We start from the raw sequence: 16,105 nt of genomic DNA on the forward strand, positions 1-16,105 counted from the left end.
TGTCATCTGCTCTATCAGCGTATTCCAGAAAGTTGGTAGCGTAATTAGAATGTGGTGTCAGGCTGAAGGCCAGACACCGCCATCAAAAAATCGCGGCCTTTTTAAGACCGCTCCAACAGCTATTTCGTGACGTTTTTGCTGATCAGTTGGCGCAGGGCGGCTGGTTTAACCGGTTTGTTCAGCAGTATCGCACCATGTTCTGTTATCTCAGCTTTGACCTCGTCGGTTCGGTCGGCGGTGATGATGATCGCTGGCACGTCGCCGAGTCCCAGTTCAGCTAACTCATTCAGTGCCATGATGCCGGTATCGGTCTCACCTAGGTGATAATCGACCAGCATGATGTCCGGTCTGAATGAACCATCGCTACAGGTTTCAACAGCCGCTTGAATGGAGAGGGCGGTTCGTACTTCACAGCTCCAGCCGGTCAGTAGTGCGGTCATCCCCTCTAGGATCTTCGGTTCGTTATCGATCACCAATACGTTGACGCCGTTTAGGCCTTTCGAGCGGATCCAGCCACGCTGTTGTGGTTTCTGCTTCACAGCAAGTGCAGGGTCGCCCAGCGGAACATCAACACTGAAGACCGTGCCTTTGGTCGGCCAGGATCGAACATTCAGCTTATGCTTCAGCATCTTGGCGATACGTTCTGTAATCGCCAAGCCTAATCCGAGACCCTGTACCTCTGAGTGGCGTGGGTTGTCGATGCGACGAAACTCTTCAAAGACTTCAGAGATCTTATCCTCTGCAATGCCGACACCGGTATCCCATACTTCAATGCGGATAAACTTGCTGTGGTGGCGAACACCCAGCAGTACTCGGCCCGAGTTGGTGTAGCGGATCGCATTTGAGATGAAGTTCTGCAGAATACGACGCAGTAGTGTTTGATCTGAATGCACCACCGCTTTGCAGTCGATACTCTTGAATTTCAGCCCTTTCTTCTCCGCCATAGCGGTGAATTCAGTATCCAGGTTCGAGAAGACGTTTTGGACAGAGAAGTGAGTCATGTTGGGCTCTAGCGCACCGGCATCCAGCTTGGAGATGTCCAGTATGGCAGTAATGAGCTCTTCCGCTGATCGCAGAGCACCATCCAAGTTATCAACCAACTGTGCGGTCTCGTTCTGGTGACTCTGTTGAGCCAGCGCCGATGTGAAGAGACGAGCCGCATTCAGTGGTTGCAGCAGGTCGTGGCTGGCCGCAGCCAAGAATCGTGTTTTACCTAAGTTGGCCGCTTCAGCATCCGATTTGGCCTGGCGTAGTTCATCTTCCATTAGCGCACGGACGGTGTTCTCTTTGCGCAGCTCTTTGTTAATTAGGGATACCGCTTGGGTGCGCTCTTCAACACGTTTCTCAAGGTTTTCATTAGTCTCTTGCAGAGCGATCTCGGCATTACGGCGCTCTGTGATATCTTGGTAAAGTGTGAAGTAACCCAAGATGTCCCCGTACTCGCCAATGTGCGGAATCATCGTTAACTCAGCAAAGCGCAGTGAATCGTCTTGGGTCGGTAAGCGAGCTTCAAATTTGACACGTTCACCCTGCAATACACGTCTCACGAACGGCTGGCGCAACTCATACTGATCTTTAGGCATGATGGTATGACTAGGTGTGCCGGCAATGGTATGTCGGTTAATGCCAACGCCATCAGCAAACGCTTTGTTGACGAATAGGTAGTTCTGCTCCGGATCGAGATAGCTGATCATGACCGGCACGTTGTCGGTATAGACGCGGATGTTCTGCTCACTCTCACGCAGTGCGTCTTCGACACGCTTGTGCTCGGTAATATCCATGTAGGTGTTGACGTAACCGCCATCGGGCATCGGGTTACCGCGTACCTCTAACACTTGGCCGTTCGGGCGATAACGTTCAAACCCGTGCGGTTTGCCAGAACGCAGCAGCTGCATGCGCTGTTCAACCTGTTCATCGATGGAGTTTCCAGAGAATCCATACTCACCATGAACCGCGTTGAAACGGATAATCTCCTCGATGGGGCGGCCGACGCTAATTAGCTCTTCTGGGTAGTCGAACATGTCGATGAACTTTTGGTTCCATGCAACCAGACGATACTTCTGATCGACTACGCTGATGCCCAGAGAGACGTTCTCAATGGTCGACTGTAGCAGCGATTTGTTGAAACGCAGTGCCTGTGATGCCTCATCAACAATCGCAACGACATCGCCAATCTGCATATCTTTACCGCGCAGTGTCGAGTCCATGACGATTCGAGCTGAAGACGCACCGATCACACCGGCCAGTAAGCGTTCGATGTATTGAATCAGTTCGTTATCCGCTTTGACACCCGCTGGCAATGGCTCTTCATCGCGACTGCTCCAATACTCGTTCATCGCCTCTTGTGTGCGGCGAATGCCCAAGAAACGCTCTGCAAGCATCTGCAGGTCGCTGATGGTGACGGGTGTCGTCTGACGGCCTGGCTCTGTTGTTTCGTCACGTCGGCTATCGACATACGCACTGGCTTGAATTCGATCTACTAAACGGGCGCGCGTTAGGTTGGATACTAGGTAGTAGGCCAGAATGTTAATTCCCAGAGACCAGATGACACCATGAGTCAGTGGGTTAATTCCTTGAATTCCAAATAGGGAGGTTGGTTGTAACCAAGTTGGAATGACACCGTCACGTATCAGTGTATCAGGAACTAAATTGGCGACTTCGAATACAGGGTAGACTAGCGTATAGCACCAGAGTGCAAAGCCGCTTACTAAGCCAGCAATGGCACCGCTTCGGTTGCCCTCTTTCCAGTACAACGCACCGATGATACTGGGTAAGAATTGAATCGCTGCGACAAAGGCGAGTAGACCAAAGGAGGCGAGGGAACCCTGGTCCCCCAAAATTCGGTAGTAGAAGTAGCCCATCAACAGAAGCATGAAGATGGTGATACGGCGCACACTTAACAGTAGTCGGCCAAGATCTTTGCTCTCTGCAATGCGAAGACTCGGAATGCGCAGCAGAATAGGAATGACTATGTCGTTACAGACCATGGTAGCCAGAGTAATAGAGGCCACGATAACCATACTGGTCGCCGCTGATAGGCCACCGATAAAGGCAAAGGTTGCCAGTCCAGGATAGCCCTGGCTTAACGGTAAGGTCAGTACCCAAGAGTCCGGGTTAAGCGCGAAGGTTGGCAGTGAGATAGCACCGGCCGACGCGATGGGCAGAACAAATAGCGCTAGCAGGAATAGGTAAGTGGGGAAGAGCCAGCGGGCGATTCTAAGGTTGTTGTGTTTGATGTTCTCGACAATGGTCACGTGGAACTGGCGTGGTAGACAGATGATCGCCCCACAGGCCAACAGAATTTCAGTTAAGAAACTCCCCGCAAACAGTGAACCTGAAAAGTTTATCGAGTGCAGTTGCGATTGAACGCTGGCAACGGTCTGCTCTACACCACCATAGAATTCAAAGGTGACAAAGAAACCGACCGCAAGGAAGGCGGTCAATTTGATGACCGACTCAAACGCAACGGCTAATACCAAACCCTGATGGTGCTCAGTGGCATCGATATGGCGAGTACCAAACAGAATCGCGAATAGGGCCATTGTTAGTGCTACTACAAGGGCGGTATCACTACCTTTGCTCAGTGCCTCGGTCGCAGCAGGCGCAATCGCGTTGTAACTCACTGCAACCGCTTTTAGCTGAAGTGCGATGTAGGGAATGGTTCCCAACACCGCTATGACTGTAACCAGAACGGCGATGGTTTGACTTTTGCCGTAACGTGACGAGATAAAGTCGGAGATAGTAGTAATGTTCTGCTGTTTACTGACACGACTGATCTTTTCGATGACCTGCCAGCCCAAAATGAAGACAATGACCGGCCCTATATAGGTCGCCAAAAACTCCCAACCAGTGGTATGAGCTCGTCCGACGGCACCATAGAAGGTCCAAGATGAACAGTAAACCGCTAAGGAGAGAGAATAGATGATCGGGTTGCCCGCCCAGCTCTTCCCGGCACGACTTCGATCGCCCAAGTAAGCGATCGCAAAGAGTAGGCCAAGGTAGCCTAAAGCGATGAGGGTGACGGATAGACCTGACAGCATGGTGTAATTCCTAACAACAGTTGCCTAGCATTCTAACGATTTGTGCCGTTTCGACCAAAAGTTTCAGTTTAATGCTTAAAAACAGTGTATTTGATGTATTTTTAGTTATAAAGGTATATCTAAAAGTTTGAAAAATCATTAAAATCAGCCACTTACTTAAGTCTGTGCGACTAAAGTTGCTCTCCTTTTAGGGAGATGGCTTAGGTATGATGTCTACAACTGTGGTAATCACAGCCTTTTTGTTTATAACAACAACTTGTAAAGGGATAGGTTATGTCAATGACCAAAGAAAATGCGCAGGCATACTGGGGTGAGAACCTTCGCATTATTATCACCTACATGGCGATCTGGTTCGTCGTATCGTTTGGATGCGGTGTGCTATTCGTCGATGCTCTTGATCAAATCCAATTCTTCGGTTTCCCGCTAGGATTCTGGTTTGCTCAACAGGGTTCAATCTTTGTATTCGTCGCGTTGATCTGGGCTTACGTGTCTAGCATGAACAAACTTGACGAAAAATATGACGTTCACGAGTAAGGAGTAAATCATGAGTCTTGACGCGTTAACGTTTCTATTTGTAGGTGGCTCTTTCGCCCTTTACATTGGTATTGCGATCTGGGCACGTGCCGGATCAACTAAAGAGTTCTACGTTGCAGGCGGTGGTGTACCACCAGTTGCAAACGGTATGGCGACTGCTGCGGACTGGATGTCAGCTGCATCGTTCATCTCACTAGCGGGTATCGTATCGTTCATCGGTCGTGATGCTTCTGCCTACCTAATGGGTTGGACAGGTGGTTACGTACTACTAGCGATGCTACTTGCACCTTACCTACGTAAGTTTGGTAAGTTCACAGTGCCTGACTTCATCGGTGATCGTTACTACAGCAACACTGCTCGTACGATTGCGGTTATCTGTACCATCATCATCTCGTTCACATACGTAGCTGGCCAGATGCGCGGCGTTGGTATCGTATTCTCACGTTACCTACACGTAGACATCAATACTGGTGTAATCATCGGTATGGCGATCGTATTCTTCTACGCTGTACTAGGCGGTATGAAGGGTATTACTTACACTCAGGTTGCTCAGTACTGTGTATTGATTCTTGCATTCATGGTTCCTGCGATCTTCCTATCAGTTCAGGTAACTGGTCACTTCCTTCCACAGACTGCACTAGGTGCAACTCTGGAGAGCGGTCAGTCAGTACTTGCGACTCTGGATGCATTGTCTGTTGAGCTAGGTTTTGCTCAGTACACTGCAGGTTCTAAAACTACGGTTGACCTATTCTTCATGACGGCTGCACTAATGTGTGGTACTGCAGGTCTTCCTCACGTAATCGTTCGCTTCTTCACTGTACCTCGCGTAAAAGATGCGCGTATCTCAGCGGGTTGGGCGCTTATCTTCATCGCTATCCTTTACACATCTGTACCAGGTGTTGCGGGCTTCGGTCGCGTAAACCTAATCCAGACTGTAAACGGTACTGCTGAAACTGCGGCTTCTGGCGTTGCTAACACGGGTGTTAAATACGAAGACATCCCTGAGTGGTTCGCTCGTTGGGAAAACACTGGTCTTATCAAGTGGGAAGACAAAAACAACGATGGCGTTGTTTTCTACAGCAAAACAGATGCAAACGAGCTAACAGTTAACCGTGACATCATGGTACTTGCTAACCCAGAGATCGCTCAGCTTCCAGCTTGGGTAATCGCTCTAGTGGCAGCAGGTGCGGTGGCAGCGGCACTATCAACAGCAGCGGGTCTACTGTTGGTAATCTCGACATCGATCTCGCACGACTTGATGAAGAAAACCATCAATCCGAACATCACCGACAAGCAGGAGCTTCTATACGCACGTGGTGCGGCAGTAGTTGCGATTCTTGTAGCCGGTTACTTCGGTGTTAACCCTCCAGGCTTCGTAGCACAGGTAGTTGCATTGGCATTCGGTCTAGCAGCATGTTCTGTATTCCCTGCGATCCTAATGGGTATCTTCAGCAAGCGCATGAACACTCAAGGTGCAGTCGCTGGTATGGTCGTTGGTATCGTATCGACTATGGCTTACATCGTGTACTTCAAGTTCATGGGCGGCACTAAAGACGAAATGTGGTTCGGTATCTCTCCAGAGGGCTTCGGTACTGTGGGTATGATCCTGAACTTCGTTGTGGCTAAAGTTGTCTCTTCTATGACAGCTGAGCCACCTGCTGAAATCCAGCAGATCGTTGAAGACATCCGTATCCCACGTGGTGCGGGCGCAGCTCAGTCTCACTAAGCGCTAGCTGATAATGAGAAAGGCGTCCTTCGGGGCGCCTTTTTTAATTGCCGATGGTGGCTTTGTTTAGATGTCGGGGTTTGTCGCAGCGCTCCAATTCACTCCTACAACGTAACTTTGTAGGAACGAATTTAGTGAAACTGAAACCGTGATGCTTTTCAGAAAAAGTTGATTTGAGTTCCTGCAATTTTTTCTAAAACGCGCAATACTCAATTGATTATTCGACGACCGAAGTGAGGGTCCAATGCCTGATTCTTTTAAGATGGGGAATCTCCCTTTTAGCCTGCTGACTGAGTCCGAACAGGAGTTCTTGCGCTCCAATCTTGATATCGGCTACTACCAATCTGGTGAGGTGATCATTAAAGCGGGTGATCAGTCAGAAGGTGTCTATGTGGTCTTTCGAGGTCGCGTAGCAGAGAGTGAGCCTCAGGATGAAGATGATGAGATGCTACACGTCTTCATGCACTATGAGAATGAGGACTACTTTGGTGGTTGGTCCGCGATGCATGGCTCTGCCATTCATAACTTTACCGCTGAAGAGGAGACGATCTGTCATATCTTCTCGACCGATATCCTGCTTGAGCTGATCGACTCGAATCCCGGTTTTGCCGACTATTTCCAACAAAATCTAGCCGCGAAATCAGAAATCGTTGCGCAGCAGGGCGAAGGCCAGGATATGGCTGAGTTTATGCTGGCGACGATAGAGGAAGCGGTGGTTCGTGACCCTCTGATCGTTAATGAAGGGACTAGCATTAAAGAGTCGACTCAACTGATGCGCGAGACTAAGTCGGATTCGGTCTTAGTTCGTCGTGGTAGTCGTATTGGTATGGTGACTGGTACCGATATTCTCAATGCTATTGTTCTCAATGATGGTTCAGTCGATGAGGATGTTGCGACCATCGCGACCTATCGATTGATCACCTGTAAGCCGGATGACTTCCTTTTTAACGCTTTGGTCATTATGACGCAGCAACAGATCGAGCGTGTGGTTGTCATGGAGGGCGATACCCTGGTTGGCGTGGTGCAACTGACGGACGTGCTCTCCTACTTCTCTAGTCACTCGCACGTGATTGGTCTGCGCCTTGAGCGAGCCAGTACGATAGAGGATCTCAGAGAGGCAGCAACAGGGTTGAACAACCTCATCAAAGCGCTGATCTCTACCGGTGTTCGTATTCGTTTTACTATGGATCTTCTTGCGGCGATGAATAAACGGATCATCGCTAAGCTGTTTGATCTGGTGGTGCCGGCCGATATGCAGCCTCACGTCTGCTTGATTGTGATGGGGTCTGAAGGTCGCGGTGAGCAGATCATGAAGACGGATCAAGACAACGCGTTGATCTTTCGTAATGGCCTTAACTGGGCTGAAAAGCGACAGACCATGCAGCGCTTTAGTGAGACGTTAATTTCGTTTGGCTTCCCGCCTTGTCCCGGCAATATCATGGTCTCTAACCCTGAGTGGATCAATTCAGTCGATGACTGGACCCAGAAACTGCAGGACTGGTCGATGAGCAGCGATCCCGAGGACCAGATGCGACTGGCGATAGCGGTGGATGCCAAGCCGGTCGCGGGTAACGTAGCACTGTTTAAAGTGGCTCGAAACTGGTTCCTGCGTACTATGCGTAACAATGATCTGTTCTTCTCACATTTTGCTAAAGCGGCGGTTGAGTTTGATACACCGTTAACCTTCTTTGGCAATTTAAAAGAGCGTGGTGAGTTAGATATCAAGAAGGGCGGAATTTTTCCTATTGTTCATGGCGTAAGAACCTTCGCGCTTGAGCAGAGAATCCTTGCTACCAATACCTTTGAGCGTTTAGAGGCCCTGGTCGATGCAGGGGTAATGCAAGAGAGTGTCTCTAAAGATATATCAGAGGCTTTGGGTCTGTTTGTGAACATTCGTCTGCGTCAGCAGATCCGTCGTGCAGAACAGGCAGAGGACGGTATAGACCCAACGCCTAATATCATTGAGTTGCAACAATTGAATAAAATGGATAGAGAGTTGTTAAGGGATGCTCTGTTAGTCGTGAAAAGCTTTAAGAAATCACTAACGTCCCGATTCCATCTGTCGAGCTAAGCTGAATAGTGCTTCTGAACCAAAAGGATATTGGTTAAACATGATATTGCCTCGTGCTATACGCAAATTTAAAGACAAACGTGCGGTTAAAGATCCGCGTTGGGTCTCTCTTTTTGATCAGTATGAGGGTGATGAGGTTGTCTCGTTAGATTGTGAGACAACCAGTCTTGATGTCAGCGAGGCATCAATACTGTCGATTGGCGCCGTCAAAATCAAAGGTAAGCGCGTAAAGACCAGTGATCGTCTTGATATTAAATTGAAACCACCGGCTGATTTGACGGCTGAATCGATCAAAATCCATAAAATCCGCGCAGCCGATCTGGCCGACGGTGTCTCCATTGAGGAGGCGCTGGAGCAGGTGTTGGAGTTTGTCGGTAATCGCCCCATCCTCGGCTACTACGTCAACTACGATATTCGCATGCTCGATAAGTTCTTGCGTCCAGCGTTTGGCTTTGGTCTTCCCAACAAGGCGATCGAGCTATCACATGTCTATCACGACATCATCAAGTGGCGCCACGTCGGGGGTGATGTCGACCTGCGGTTCGACACTATTGCTGACAAACTGAATATGCCTATGATTCAACGTCATACGGCGTTAGGTGACGCAATATCAGTGGCGTTGATGTATGTCCGTCTTAAGCACGGAGATACTCCGCTTTAACTGCTATCTCTACCTGACTACAGATGGTAATAAGGTTATAATTTCATGAATTGTAATTTGCTAACCTTTTGGAGTCTTTGTGGCGCAGGCGCTTTTAACAGCCCAATCCCTATTTTGTGAGCGCGATGATCGTATTCTGTTCGATCAGCTACAGCTGACTGTCTCCGAAGGTGAAATCTGGCAGGTCGAAGGACGCAATGGCTCCGGTAAAACGACGCTACTGAGTATTTTGTGTGGCCTCAGCTCACACTATGAAGGTGAGCTCTATTGGCGTGGTGAGCCAATGGATGAGGTGCGAGAGCAATTCCTATCAGAACTTCTATACATAGGTCACCAAGCCGGTGTCAGTGCCATGCTGACGGCAGAGGAGAATCTGCATTGGCAGTGTGCATTACACCCCTCTTTGGACGCTAGTCGAGCGCAACAAGCACTAGAGAGTGTGGGTTTGAAAGGGTTTGAAGATGTTCCTGCGCATCAGCTGTCCGCCGGTCAGAAGCGTCGTATCGCACTGGCAAAACTCTATATGAGCAGAGCGAAACTCTGGATACTCGATGAGCCGTTTACAGCAATCGATAAAATTGGTGTGGCAGCGAAAGAGGCGTTAATGGTTGAGCACATTCAAGCGGGTGGCAGTGTCATTATGACTACGCACCAGGATCTTAGTGCAGAGATTCCTCTGCATACCATCAATGTTGAACACTTCGCCTCGTCTCAACGGGAGTGGTCATAATGAGTTCCACTCTACAGCTGTTTAAGCAGACTTTTAAGCGTGATCTTACGCTCGCGTTTCGTCGCAAAAGCGAACTGGTGAATCCGCTGATCTTCTTTTTAATTGTCGCGTCACTCTTTCCAATCGGAGTTAGCCCAGAGCCGAATTTTCTCTCTCAGTTAGCCCCCGGTCTGGTCTGGGTAGCGGCTCTTTTGGCAACACTGTTGTCGATGGAGACCCTGTTTAAATCGGACTACGAAGATGGCTCGTTAGAGCAGTTGCTGCTATCACCTCAGCCAGTCTTTTTAGTGGTGCTATCCAAAGTGTTAGCTCACTGGTTGCTATCAGGTTTGGCGTTGACTTTAGTGGCACCCCTTTTGGGTGTGATGTTGTTCTTGCCTTCGGAGGGGATGCCCGGGTTGATGCTCAGTCTGTTGTTGGGCACTCCAACGCTGTCACTGATCGGTGCGATCGGTGCAGCACTGACGGTGGGTCTGCGTCGTGGTGGCGTGTTGATCTCTCTGTTGGTTTTGCCCTTGTATATTCCGGTGCTCATTTTTGGCTCTAGCGCCGTACAAGCAGCAGTAACAGGTTTGCCCCTAGATGGTTATCTGGCGCTGTTGGGGGCTATGTTGGCATTAGCATTGGCATTGGCGCCTATTGCAGCCGGTGCGGCATTACGAATTTCAGTGAGTGGATAAAAGTTATGGCTAGTAGTTGGTTACCTCGTTGGTTCTATCAGTTGGCATCACCTCGTTGGTGTTACTCGATCACCGGTAAATTGATTCCCTGGTTTGCGGCCATTGGTGGTCTGTTGTTTGTTATTGGTCTGGTGTGGGGGCTAGCGTTTGCGCCATCGGATTATCAGCAGGGCAACAGTTTCCGCATTATCTATCTGCATGTACCGACGGCGATTCTGGCGCAGAGCTTCTATATGTTGATGGCGATTGCCGGTGCAATTGGCCTGATCTGGAAGATGAAAGTGGCCGATATGGTGGCCAAATCTGTGGCGCCACTGGGAGCTGCGCTCGCTGTGTTAGCTCTGGCAACCGGTGCTATTTGGGGTAAGCCTACCTGGGGCTCTTGGTGGGTTTGGGATGCACGTTTAACCTCAATGTTAGTGCTTCTATTCCTCTACTTGGGGGTGATGGCGCTCAACTCGGCCATTGAGAGTGAAACCACAGCCGCTAAGTCGACAGCTGTATTGGCGTTGGTGGGTCTGGTTAACATTCCGATCATTAAATACTCGGTGGAGTGGTGGAACACACTGCATCAGCCAGCCACTTTTAAAATCACAGAGAAACCGGCCATGCCCGCTGAGATGTGGATGCCACTTCTGGTGATGGTGATCGCTCTCTACTTAGTGTTTGGGCTAGCGATGATGTTGCGTCTTCGTAATGAGATTTTAACTCGCGAACGCCGTGCAGGCTGGGTAAAAGAGCTTCTTGGTAGTTAAGGTTTGCGTCAGAAAATGACACTACCTTACAGCCAACTCAAATTTTAGGTGAACTATGGCGTTTGAAACCTTTGCAGATTTTTTAAATATGGGCGGTCATGGCCTGTATGTCTGGTTAAGTTATGGGCTGGGTCTGCTGACCATCGCACTCTGCCTTTATCTGCCCATTATTCAAGGCCGCGAGACTCGTCGTTCGCTTCGCCGCCGCATTCAACGTGAAAGTGTTAAGTCATGAATCCAAAACGTAAAAAGCGATTAATCATTGTTCTTATGATTGTATTTGGCGCCAGTGCAGCGATCGGTCTGACGATGTATGCACTGAGTCAAAACATTAACCTATTCTACTCTCCGACTCAGATTGCCAAGGGTGAAGCCCCTGCAGACACCCGTATTCGTGCCGGCGGCATGGTCGTTGAAGGCAGTGTGAAACGCGATCCAAACTCGTTGCGTGTTACCTTTGAGGTGACCGACTACGAGAACAAGGTTGCCATTGAGTACAGCGGTATTCTTCCTGATCTGTTCCGTGAAGGGCAGGGCATTGTTGCGCAGGGTAAACTTGACGCCTCTGGCACACTGCAAGCCGTTGAAGTTCTTGCGAAGCATGACGAAAACTACATGCCGCCTGAAGTGGCAGAAGCGTTAGAGAAGAGCGGTAAGATGCCGATGCCTTCAAAAGAGGAGTTCAACAAGTGATTGCCGAACTGGGAACCTACTCTCTAATCTTAGCTATGTTTTTAAGCATTCTGCTGTCGGTTGTTCCGATGGTAGGTGCTCAGCGTTCGAGCCTGTTGTTAGTCAGCTACGCTCGCCCGCTGACGATCGGTGTAACTTTTTTTGTTGGTCTGGCCTTTGCTTTTCTGGTCTACGCCTTCTTAACCAACGACTTCAGTGTTGAGTACGTTGCCAATAACTCTAATACGGCCCTACCTTGGTACTACCGTGTCAGTGCTGTCTGGGGTGGTCATGAGGGGTCTCTTCTACTTTGGGTGCTCACCCTTGCTGGCTGGACTTTGGCTGTTGCTCTGAAGAGTAAAGCGTTGCCCTTGGACATCATAGGTCGAGTTTTGGGTGTGTTAGGCATCATCACGACCGGATTCCTGTCTTTTGTCATCTTTACTTCAAGCCCGTTCGAGCGTCTTTTACCTCGTTCTCCGGCACAGGGTGCTGACCTTAACCCACTGCTGCAAGATTTTGGTTTGATTGTTCACCCTCCAATGCTCTACATGGGCTATGTTGGCTTCTCGGTTGCGTTTGCCTTTGCTGTTGCAGCCCTGTTGAGCGGACGTATGGATGCCGCTTGGGCTCGCTGGTCACGTCCATGGACTAACGTCGCTTGGGCGTTCCTGACGCTGGGAATTGCACTGGGCAGTTGGTGGGCCTACTACGAACTTGGCTGGGGCGGCTGGTGGTTTTGGGATCCGGTCGAAAATGCTTCGTTAATGCCTTGGCTGGTTGGCACCGCACTGATTCACAGTCTGGCAGTCACTGAAAAACGTGGTGTCTTCAAAAGCTGGACGCTACTGCTTGCGATCTTTGCCTTCTCGCTCAGCCTGTTAGGAACCTTCTTAGTTCGTTCCGGCGTTCTGACCTCGGTGCATGCCTTTGCATCGGATCCAGCACGAGGTTTCTACATTCTGGTCATGCTTGCAGTGGCCATTGGGGGCTCCCTTCTGCTCTACGGCATTCGTGCCGCTCAGGTGAAGAGTGACTCTAGCTTTACCTTGGTCTCGCGTGAAACTCTGCTGTTGGTCAACAACGTTCTACTGACAGTCATCGCATTCACTGTGCTACTAGGCACCCTCTATCCTCTGCTAATTGATGCTCTGGGCATGGGTAAAATGTCGGTTGGACCTCCCTACTTCAATGCTTTGACGGTGCCTCTAGGCGCTCTGCTGATGGTGGCTCTGGGTGTCGGCGCGCTGGTGCGCTGGCGTCAAACTGATGCATCTCAACTGCTCAAACGTCTGATCGGTCCTTTAGTGCTTGCCGTCGTCTTTGGCGTCGCAACCATGATGATTCGTGGTGGCGAGGGTTGGGATCACTGGACTTATGTGGGCATTATCTTGGCCTACTGGATCGTCTTCTGTGCACTGGTCGATCTATACGATCGTGCCGGTAAGCGTTCAGGTTCACTCTTTGCCTCTCTGAAGAAACTACCTCGTGCTTACTGGGGTATGCATTTGGCACACTTGGGTATGGCAGTGCTTGCGGTGGGTATCGCGATGGTCTCAGCGTTTACTGAACATCGTGATCTGCGTATGGCGCCCGGTGATCGCCAAGAGGTTGGACAATATGTCTTTGAATTTAAAGGTATCGAGCACGTTGAAGGACCTAACTACACCTCTGACAAGGGTGTCATCAACGTCTACCAGGATGGTCAACTCTACGAAGTCATGACACCCGAGAAGCGTCTCTATACTGCCCGTGGCAACGTGATGACCGAAGCGTCGATTGATGCGGGTCTATTCAGAGATCTCTATGTGGCACTGGGTGAGCCTCTAGAGGATGGTGCTTGGGCGATTCGTCTGCAGTTTAAGCCCTATGTTCGCTGGCTCTGGTTGGGCGGTCTGTTGATGACTTTTGGCGGTTTCCTTGCGGCGATGGACAAACGTTACCGTAAGATGTCGCAGCGCGATGCGAAATTGGCCTAAGGAGTCGTCATGAAGAAACTGTTTCTATTTGCACCGCTGGCGCTCTTTATCGGTTTAGGCTTCTTTCTTTGGAAGGGTCTATACCTAGACCCGCGTGAACTGCCATCGGCACTGTTGAACAAGCCGATGCCTGAGTTTGAGTTGACCTCTGTTACTGATCCAAGTCGCAAGCTGACGGTGGACGATTTTAAAGGCGATATCGCACTGGTTAATGTCTGGGCTACTTGGTGTCCCACCTGTAAAGAGGAGCACGCCTTCCTTAATCAGTTGGCCAGCCAGGGTGTCACCATTTATGGCATCAACTATAAAGACGATTTAACCAAAGCGAATGATTGGTTACGTCGCTACCTAGACCCTTACAAAGAGGTTGTTTTCGATCCTCAGGGCCGTCTAGGATTGGATCTAGGAGTCTACGGTGCTCCAGAGACCTACGTGATCGATCAGCAGGGCGTTATTCGTTACCGTCATGTTGGTGCGGTGGATGCAACAGTTTGGCAGGATCTCTCGTCCGTCATCGAGACGATCAAGGGTGAAGCCTCATGATTCGCGCACTGTTTCTGTTGGTTCTGCTCTCGACCTCTAGCTTTGCAGCCATTGATACCCACAACTTTAAATCGGTGGAAGATGAGAAACGTTTCCATGCATTAGCGGCTGAACTACGTTGTCCGAAGTGTCAAAACCAGAATATCGCCGATTCGGACTCCCCAATCGCAAAAGACCTACGCACCGAGGTGTTTCGTATGATCGATGAGGGTGCTGAAGATGAGACCATCATCGATTTTATGGTGACTCGCTACGGTGACTTTGTTCTCTATCGCCCCAAAATGAACAGCCAGACCTGGTTGCTATGGAATGGGCCGTTTTTAGTATTGGGCTTTGGTGTGTTAGTGATTTTAGCGGTTGTATGGCAGCGCCGTTCGCGTCGAAAAGTGAGCGAGGCAGCGCTAAGCTCTGATGATCAGGCACGTCTCGATGCGCTTTTAAAACAGGATAAAGAGTAATGTTGTATTTGTGGTTGGGTATTGCGCTGTTATCGGTCGTAGCCATTCTGTTTGTTATCTACCCGGTTTGGAAACAGTTCAAAGATAAAGTCGATACGGTCGTTACCTCTGACCCGCAACGCGATAACGTCGAAGTCTTTAAAGATCGTCTTCAGGAGTTGGAGCAAGAGGTCGCATCGGGATCATTGTCACAAGAAGACTTTGCCGTTCTTAAAACAGAGCTTGAAAAGAACTTGCTGATTGATGCCAGCACGGAGAGTCGTTCGCTCAGTTCCGAATCGATCTCAACTAAACAGTTTATGGCTGCCTCTTTTATCGCGTTAGTGGTGGTGGTTGCTTCATTAGGGCTTTACGCCAAAGTCGGTAGTGCACCAGCGCTAGAAGTGGCACTGAACATGTCTGAAGATCCATTTGATGGTCGTCAGCCCACGCTGCAAGAAGCGATTGATCAGCTGCGTAAAGAGCTGGAGCTACAACCCGCAAACCCAGAAGGATGGTATCTGTTAGCCAGCACTCTGATGGGCCAGCAAGATTATCAGGGTGCGCTGGAGGCTTATCAAAATACCTTAGCCTACCTCACGCCTCAGGATGTTCAGTATGCGACGGTGATGGGGCAGTTGGCACAGTCTATGTTCTTCGTTGCCGGTGGCATGACGCCTGAAGTTCGTGACCAAGTTGATAAAACGCTAGCGGCGGAACCGTTCGAAATCACAGCACTAGGCATTTTGGGAATCGATGCCTTTGAGCGTAAGGCCTATCGCGATGCGATTGGCTTCTGGTCAAAAGCGCTAATCAATGCCGACGGTGCTTCTGCTCAGTCGTTACAGAATGGCGTTGAGCGTGCTCGAAATGAGTTAATCGCCTTGGGTGAAGATGTCAGCGATATCGAAATGCCTGCGATGGCGGCTATACCCGTAAAAGTGTCAGTGGCTGCTGAACTGCTCGCTAATGTACCAGCAGAGACGCCAGTCTTCATTGTTGCGCGTCCTTTAGAGGGTGGTATGCCACTGGCAGGTGTGCGTTTAACGGCGGCCGATTTGCCGGTTGAGTTGGTGTTAAGTGATGCCAATGCGATGACACCTCAAGCCCGTCTATCGGGTTATGAGACCGTTTCAGTCAGCGCCCGAATCAGTCTTAGTGGAGATGTGACGCCACAGCCTGGCGATATGATTGCGGAAATCACTGATATACCTACAAAAGGTTTGTCTCAACCACTAGAAATAGTGGTCTCTGAAGTTGTAAAGTAGGGGTTTACA

At 49.8% G+C, this 16,105-nt stretch carries 14 protein-coding genes; 13 read left to right on the forward strand and 1 reads right to left on the reverse strand.

Features of this window, described 5'->3' with window-relative positions; translation table 11 throughout:
- Window positions 1-119 precede the first annotated feature (119 nt).
- Window positions 120-4,040 carry a NahK/ErcS family hybrid sensor histidine kinase/response regulator gene (locus XMM312_RS00580; RefSeq protein WP_173488514.1) on the reverse strand — a complete coding sequence of 1,307 codons (3,921 nt, stop codon included), beginning with the start codon at window positions 4,038-4,040 and terminating at the stop codon, window positions 120-122.
- Window positions 4,041-4,319: 279 nt separating this feature from the next.
- Between XMM312_RS00580 and XMM312_RS00585 the strand changes: the two genes are divergently transcribed.
- The 13 genes from XMM312_RS00585 (at window position 4,320) to ccmI (ending at window position 16,096) form a co-directional block, all read left to right on the forward strand.
- On the forward strand, window positions 4,320-4,574 hold the full coding sequence (locus XMM312_RS00585) for a DUF4212 domain-containing protein (RefSeq protein WP_173482871.1): 255 nt from the start codon (window positions 4,320-4,322) through the stop codon (window positions 4,572-4,574).
- 10 nt (window positions 4,575-4,584) lie between these two features.
- Window positions 4,585-6,300 (forward strand): sodium:solute symporter family protein, encoded by a 1,716-nt coding sequence (locus XMM312_RS00590; protein ID WP_173482870.1) that lies wholly within the window; start codon window positions 4,585-4,587, stop codon window positions 6,298-6,300.
- A gap of 244 nt (window positions 6,301-6,544) precedes the next feature.
- Window positions 6,545-8,371: a DUF294 nucleotidyltransferase-like domain-containing protein gene (locus tag XMM312_RS00595; RefSeq protein WP_173482869.1), complete on the forward strand. Its 1,827-nt coding sequence runs from the start codon at window positions 6,545-6,547 to the stop codon at window positions 8,369-8,371.
- Window positions 8,372-8,411: 40 nt separating this feature from the next.
- Window positions 8,412-9,032 carry a 3'-5' exonuclease gene (locus tag XMM312_RS00600; RefSeq protein WP_173480382.1) on the forward strand — a complete coding sequence of 207 codons (621 nt, stop codon included), beginning with the start codon at window positions 8,412-8,414 and terminating at the stop codon, window positions 9,030-9,032.
- 79 nt (window positions 9,033-9,111) lie between these two features.
- Window positions 9,112-9,762 (forward strand): cytochrome c biogenesis heme-transporting ATPase CcmA, encoded by a 651-nt coding sequence (gene ccmA / locus XMM312_RS00605; protein WP_173483860.1) that lies wholly within the window; start codon window positions 9,112-9,114, stop codon window positions 9,760-9,762.
- Window positions 9,762-10,442, forward strand: a complete 681-nt coding sequence (gene ccmB / locus XMM312_RS00610; protein ID WP_173480384.1) for a heme exporter protein CcmB — start codon at window positions 9,762-9,764, stop codon at window positions 10,440-10,442. Before ccmA ends, ccmB begins: the two co-directional genes overlap by 1 nt.
- Before the next feature lie 5 nt (window positions 10,443-10,447).
- Window positions 10,448-11,197 carry a heme ABC transporter permease CcmC gene (ccmC, locus tag XMM312_RS00615; RefSeq protein ID WP_173480385.1) on the forward strand — a complete coding sequence of 250 codons (750 nt, stop codon included), beginning with the start codon at window positions 10,448-10,450 and terminating at the stop codon, window positions 11,195-11,197.
- Window positions 11,198-11,252: 55 nt separating this feature from the next.
- Window positions 11,253-11,432, forward strand: coding sequence for a heme exporter protein CcmD (gene ccmD, locus XMM312_RS00620; RefSeq protein WP_173480386.1), 180 nt, complete (start codon window positions 11,253-11,255; stop codon window positions 11,430-11,432).
- A complete protein-coding gene (ccmE, locus tag XMM312_RS00625) occupies window positions 11,429-11,890 on the forward strand; it encodes a cytochrome c maturation protein CcmE (RefSeq protein ID WP_173480387.1) in 462 nt (153 codons plus the stop codon). The genes ccmD and ccmE overlap by 4 nt, the downstream gene beginning before the upstream one ends.
- Window positions 11,887-13,848: a heme lyase CcmF/NrfE family subunit gene (locus XMM312_RS00630; protein ID WP_173488515.1), complete on the forward strand. Its 1,962-nt coding sequence runs from the start codon at window positions 11,887-11,889 to the stop codon at window positions 13,846-13,848. The genes ccmE and XMM312_RS00630 overlap by 4 nt, the downstream gene beginning before the upstream one ends.
- A gap of 9 nt (window positions 13,849-13,857) precedes the next feature.
- Window positions 13,858-14,391, forward strand: a complete 534-nt coding sequence (locus XMM312_RS00635; RefSeq protein WP_173480389.1) for a DsbE family thiol:disulfide interchange protein — start codon at window positions 13,858-13,860, stop codon at window positions 14,389-14,391.
- A complete protein-coding gene (locus XMM312_RS00640) occupies window positions 14,388-14,849 on the forward strand; it encodes a cytochrome c-type biogenesis protein (protein ID WP_173488516.1) in 462 nt (153 codons plus the stop codon). Before XMM312_RS00635 ends, XMM312_RS00640 begins: the two co-directional genes overlap by 4 nt.
- On the forward strand, window positions 14,849-16,096 hold the full coding sequence (ccmI, locus tag XMM312_RS00645; protein WP_173488517.1) for a c-type cytochrome biogenesis protein CcmI: 1,248 nt from the start codon (window positions 14,849-14,851) through the stop codon (window positions 16,094-16,096). The genes XMM312_RS00640 and ccmI overlap by 1 nt, the downstream gene beginning before the upstream one ends.
- Window positions 16,097-16,105: the final 9 nt, after the last annotated feature.

The sequence above is a fragment of the Marinobacterium sp. xm-m-312 genome (genome assembly GCF_013283295.1).
GTDB lineage: Bacteria > Pseudomonadota > Gammaproteobacteria > Pseudomonadales > Balneatricaceae > Marinobacterium_E.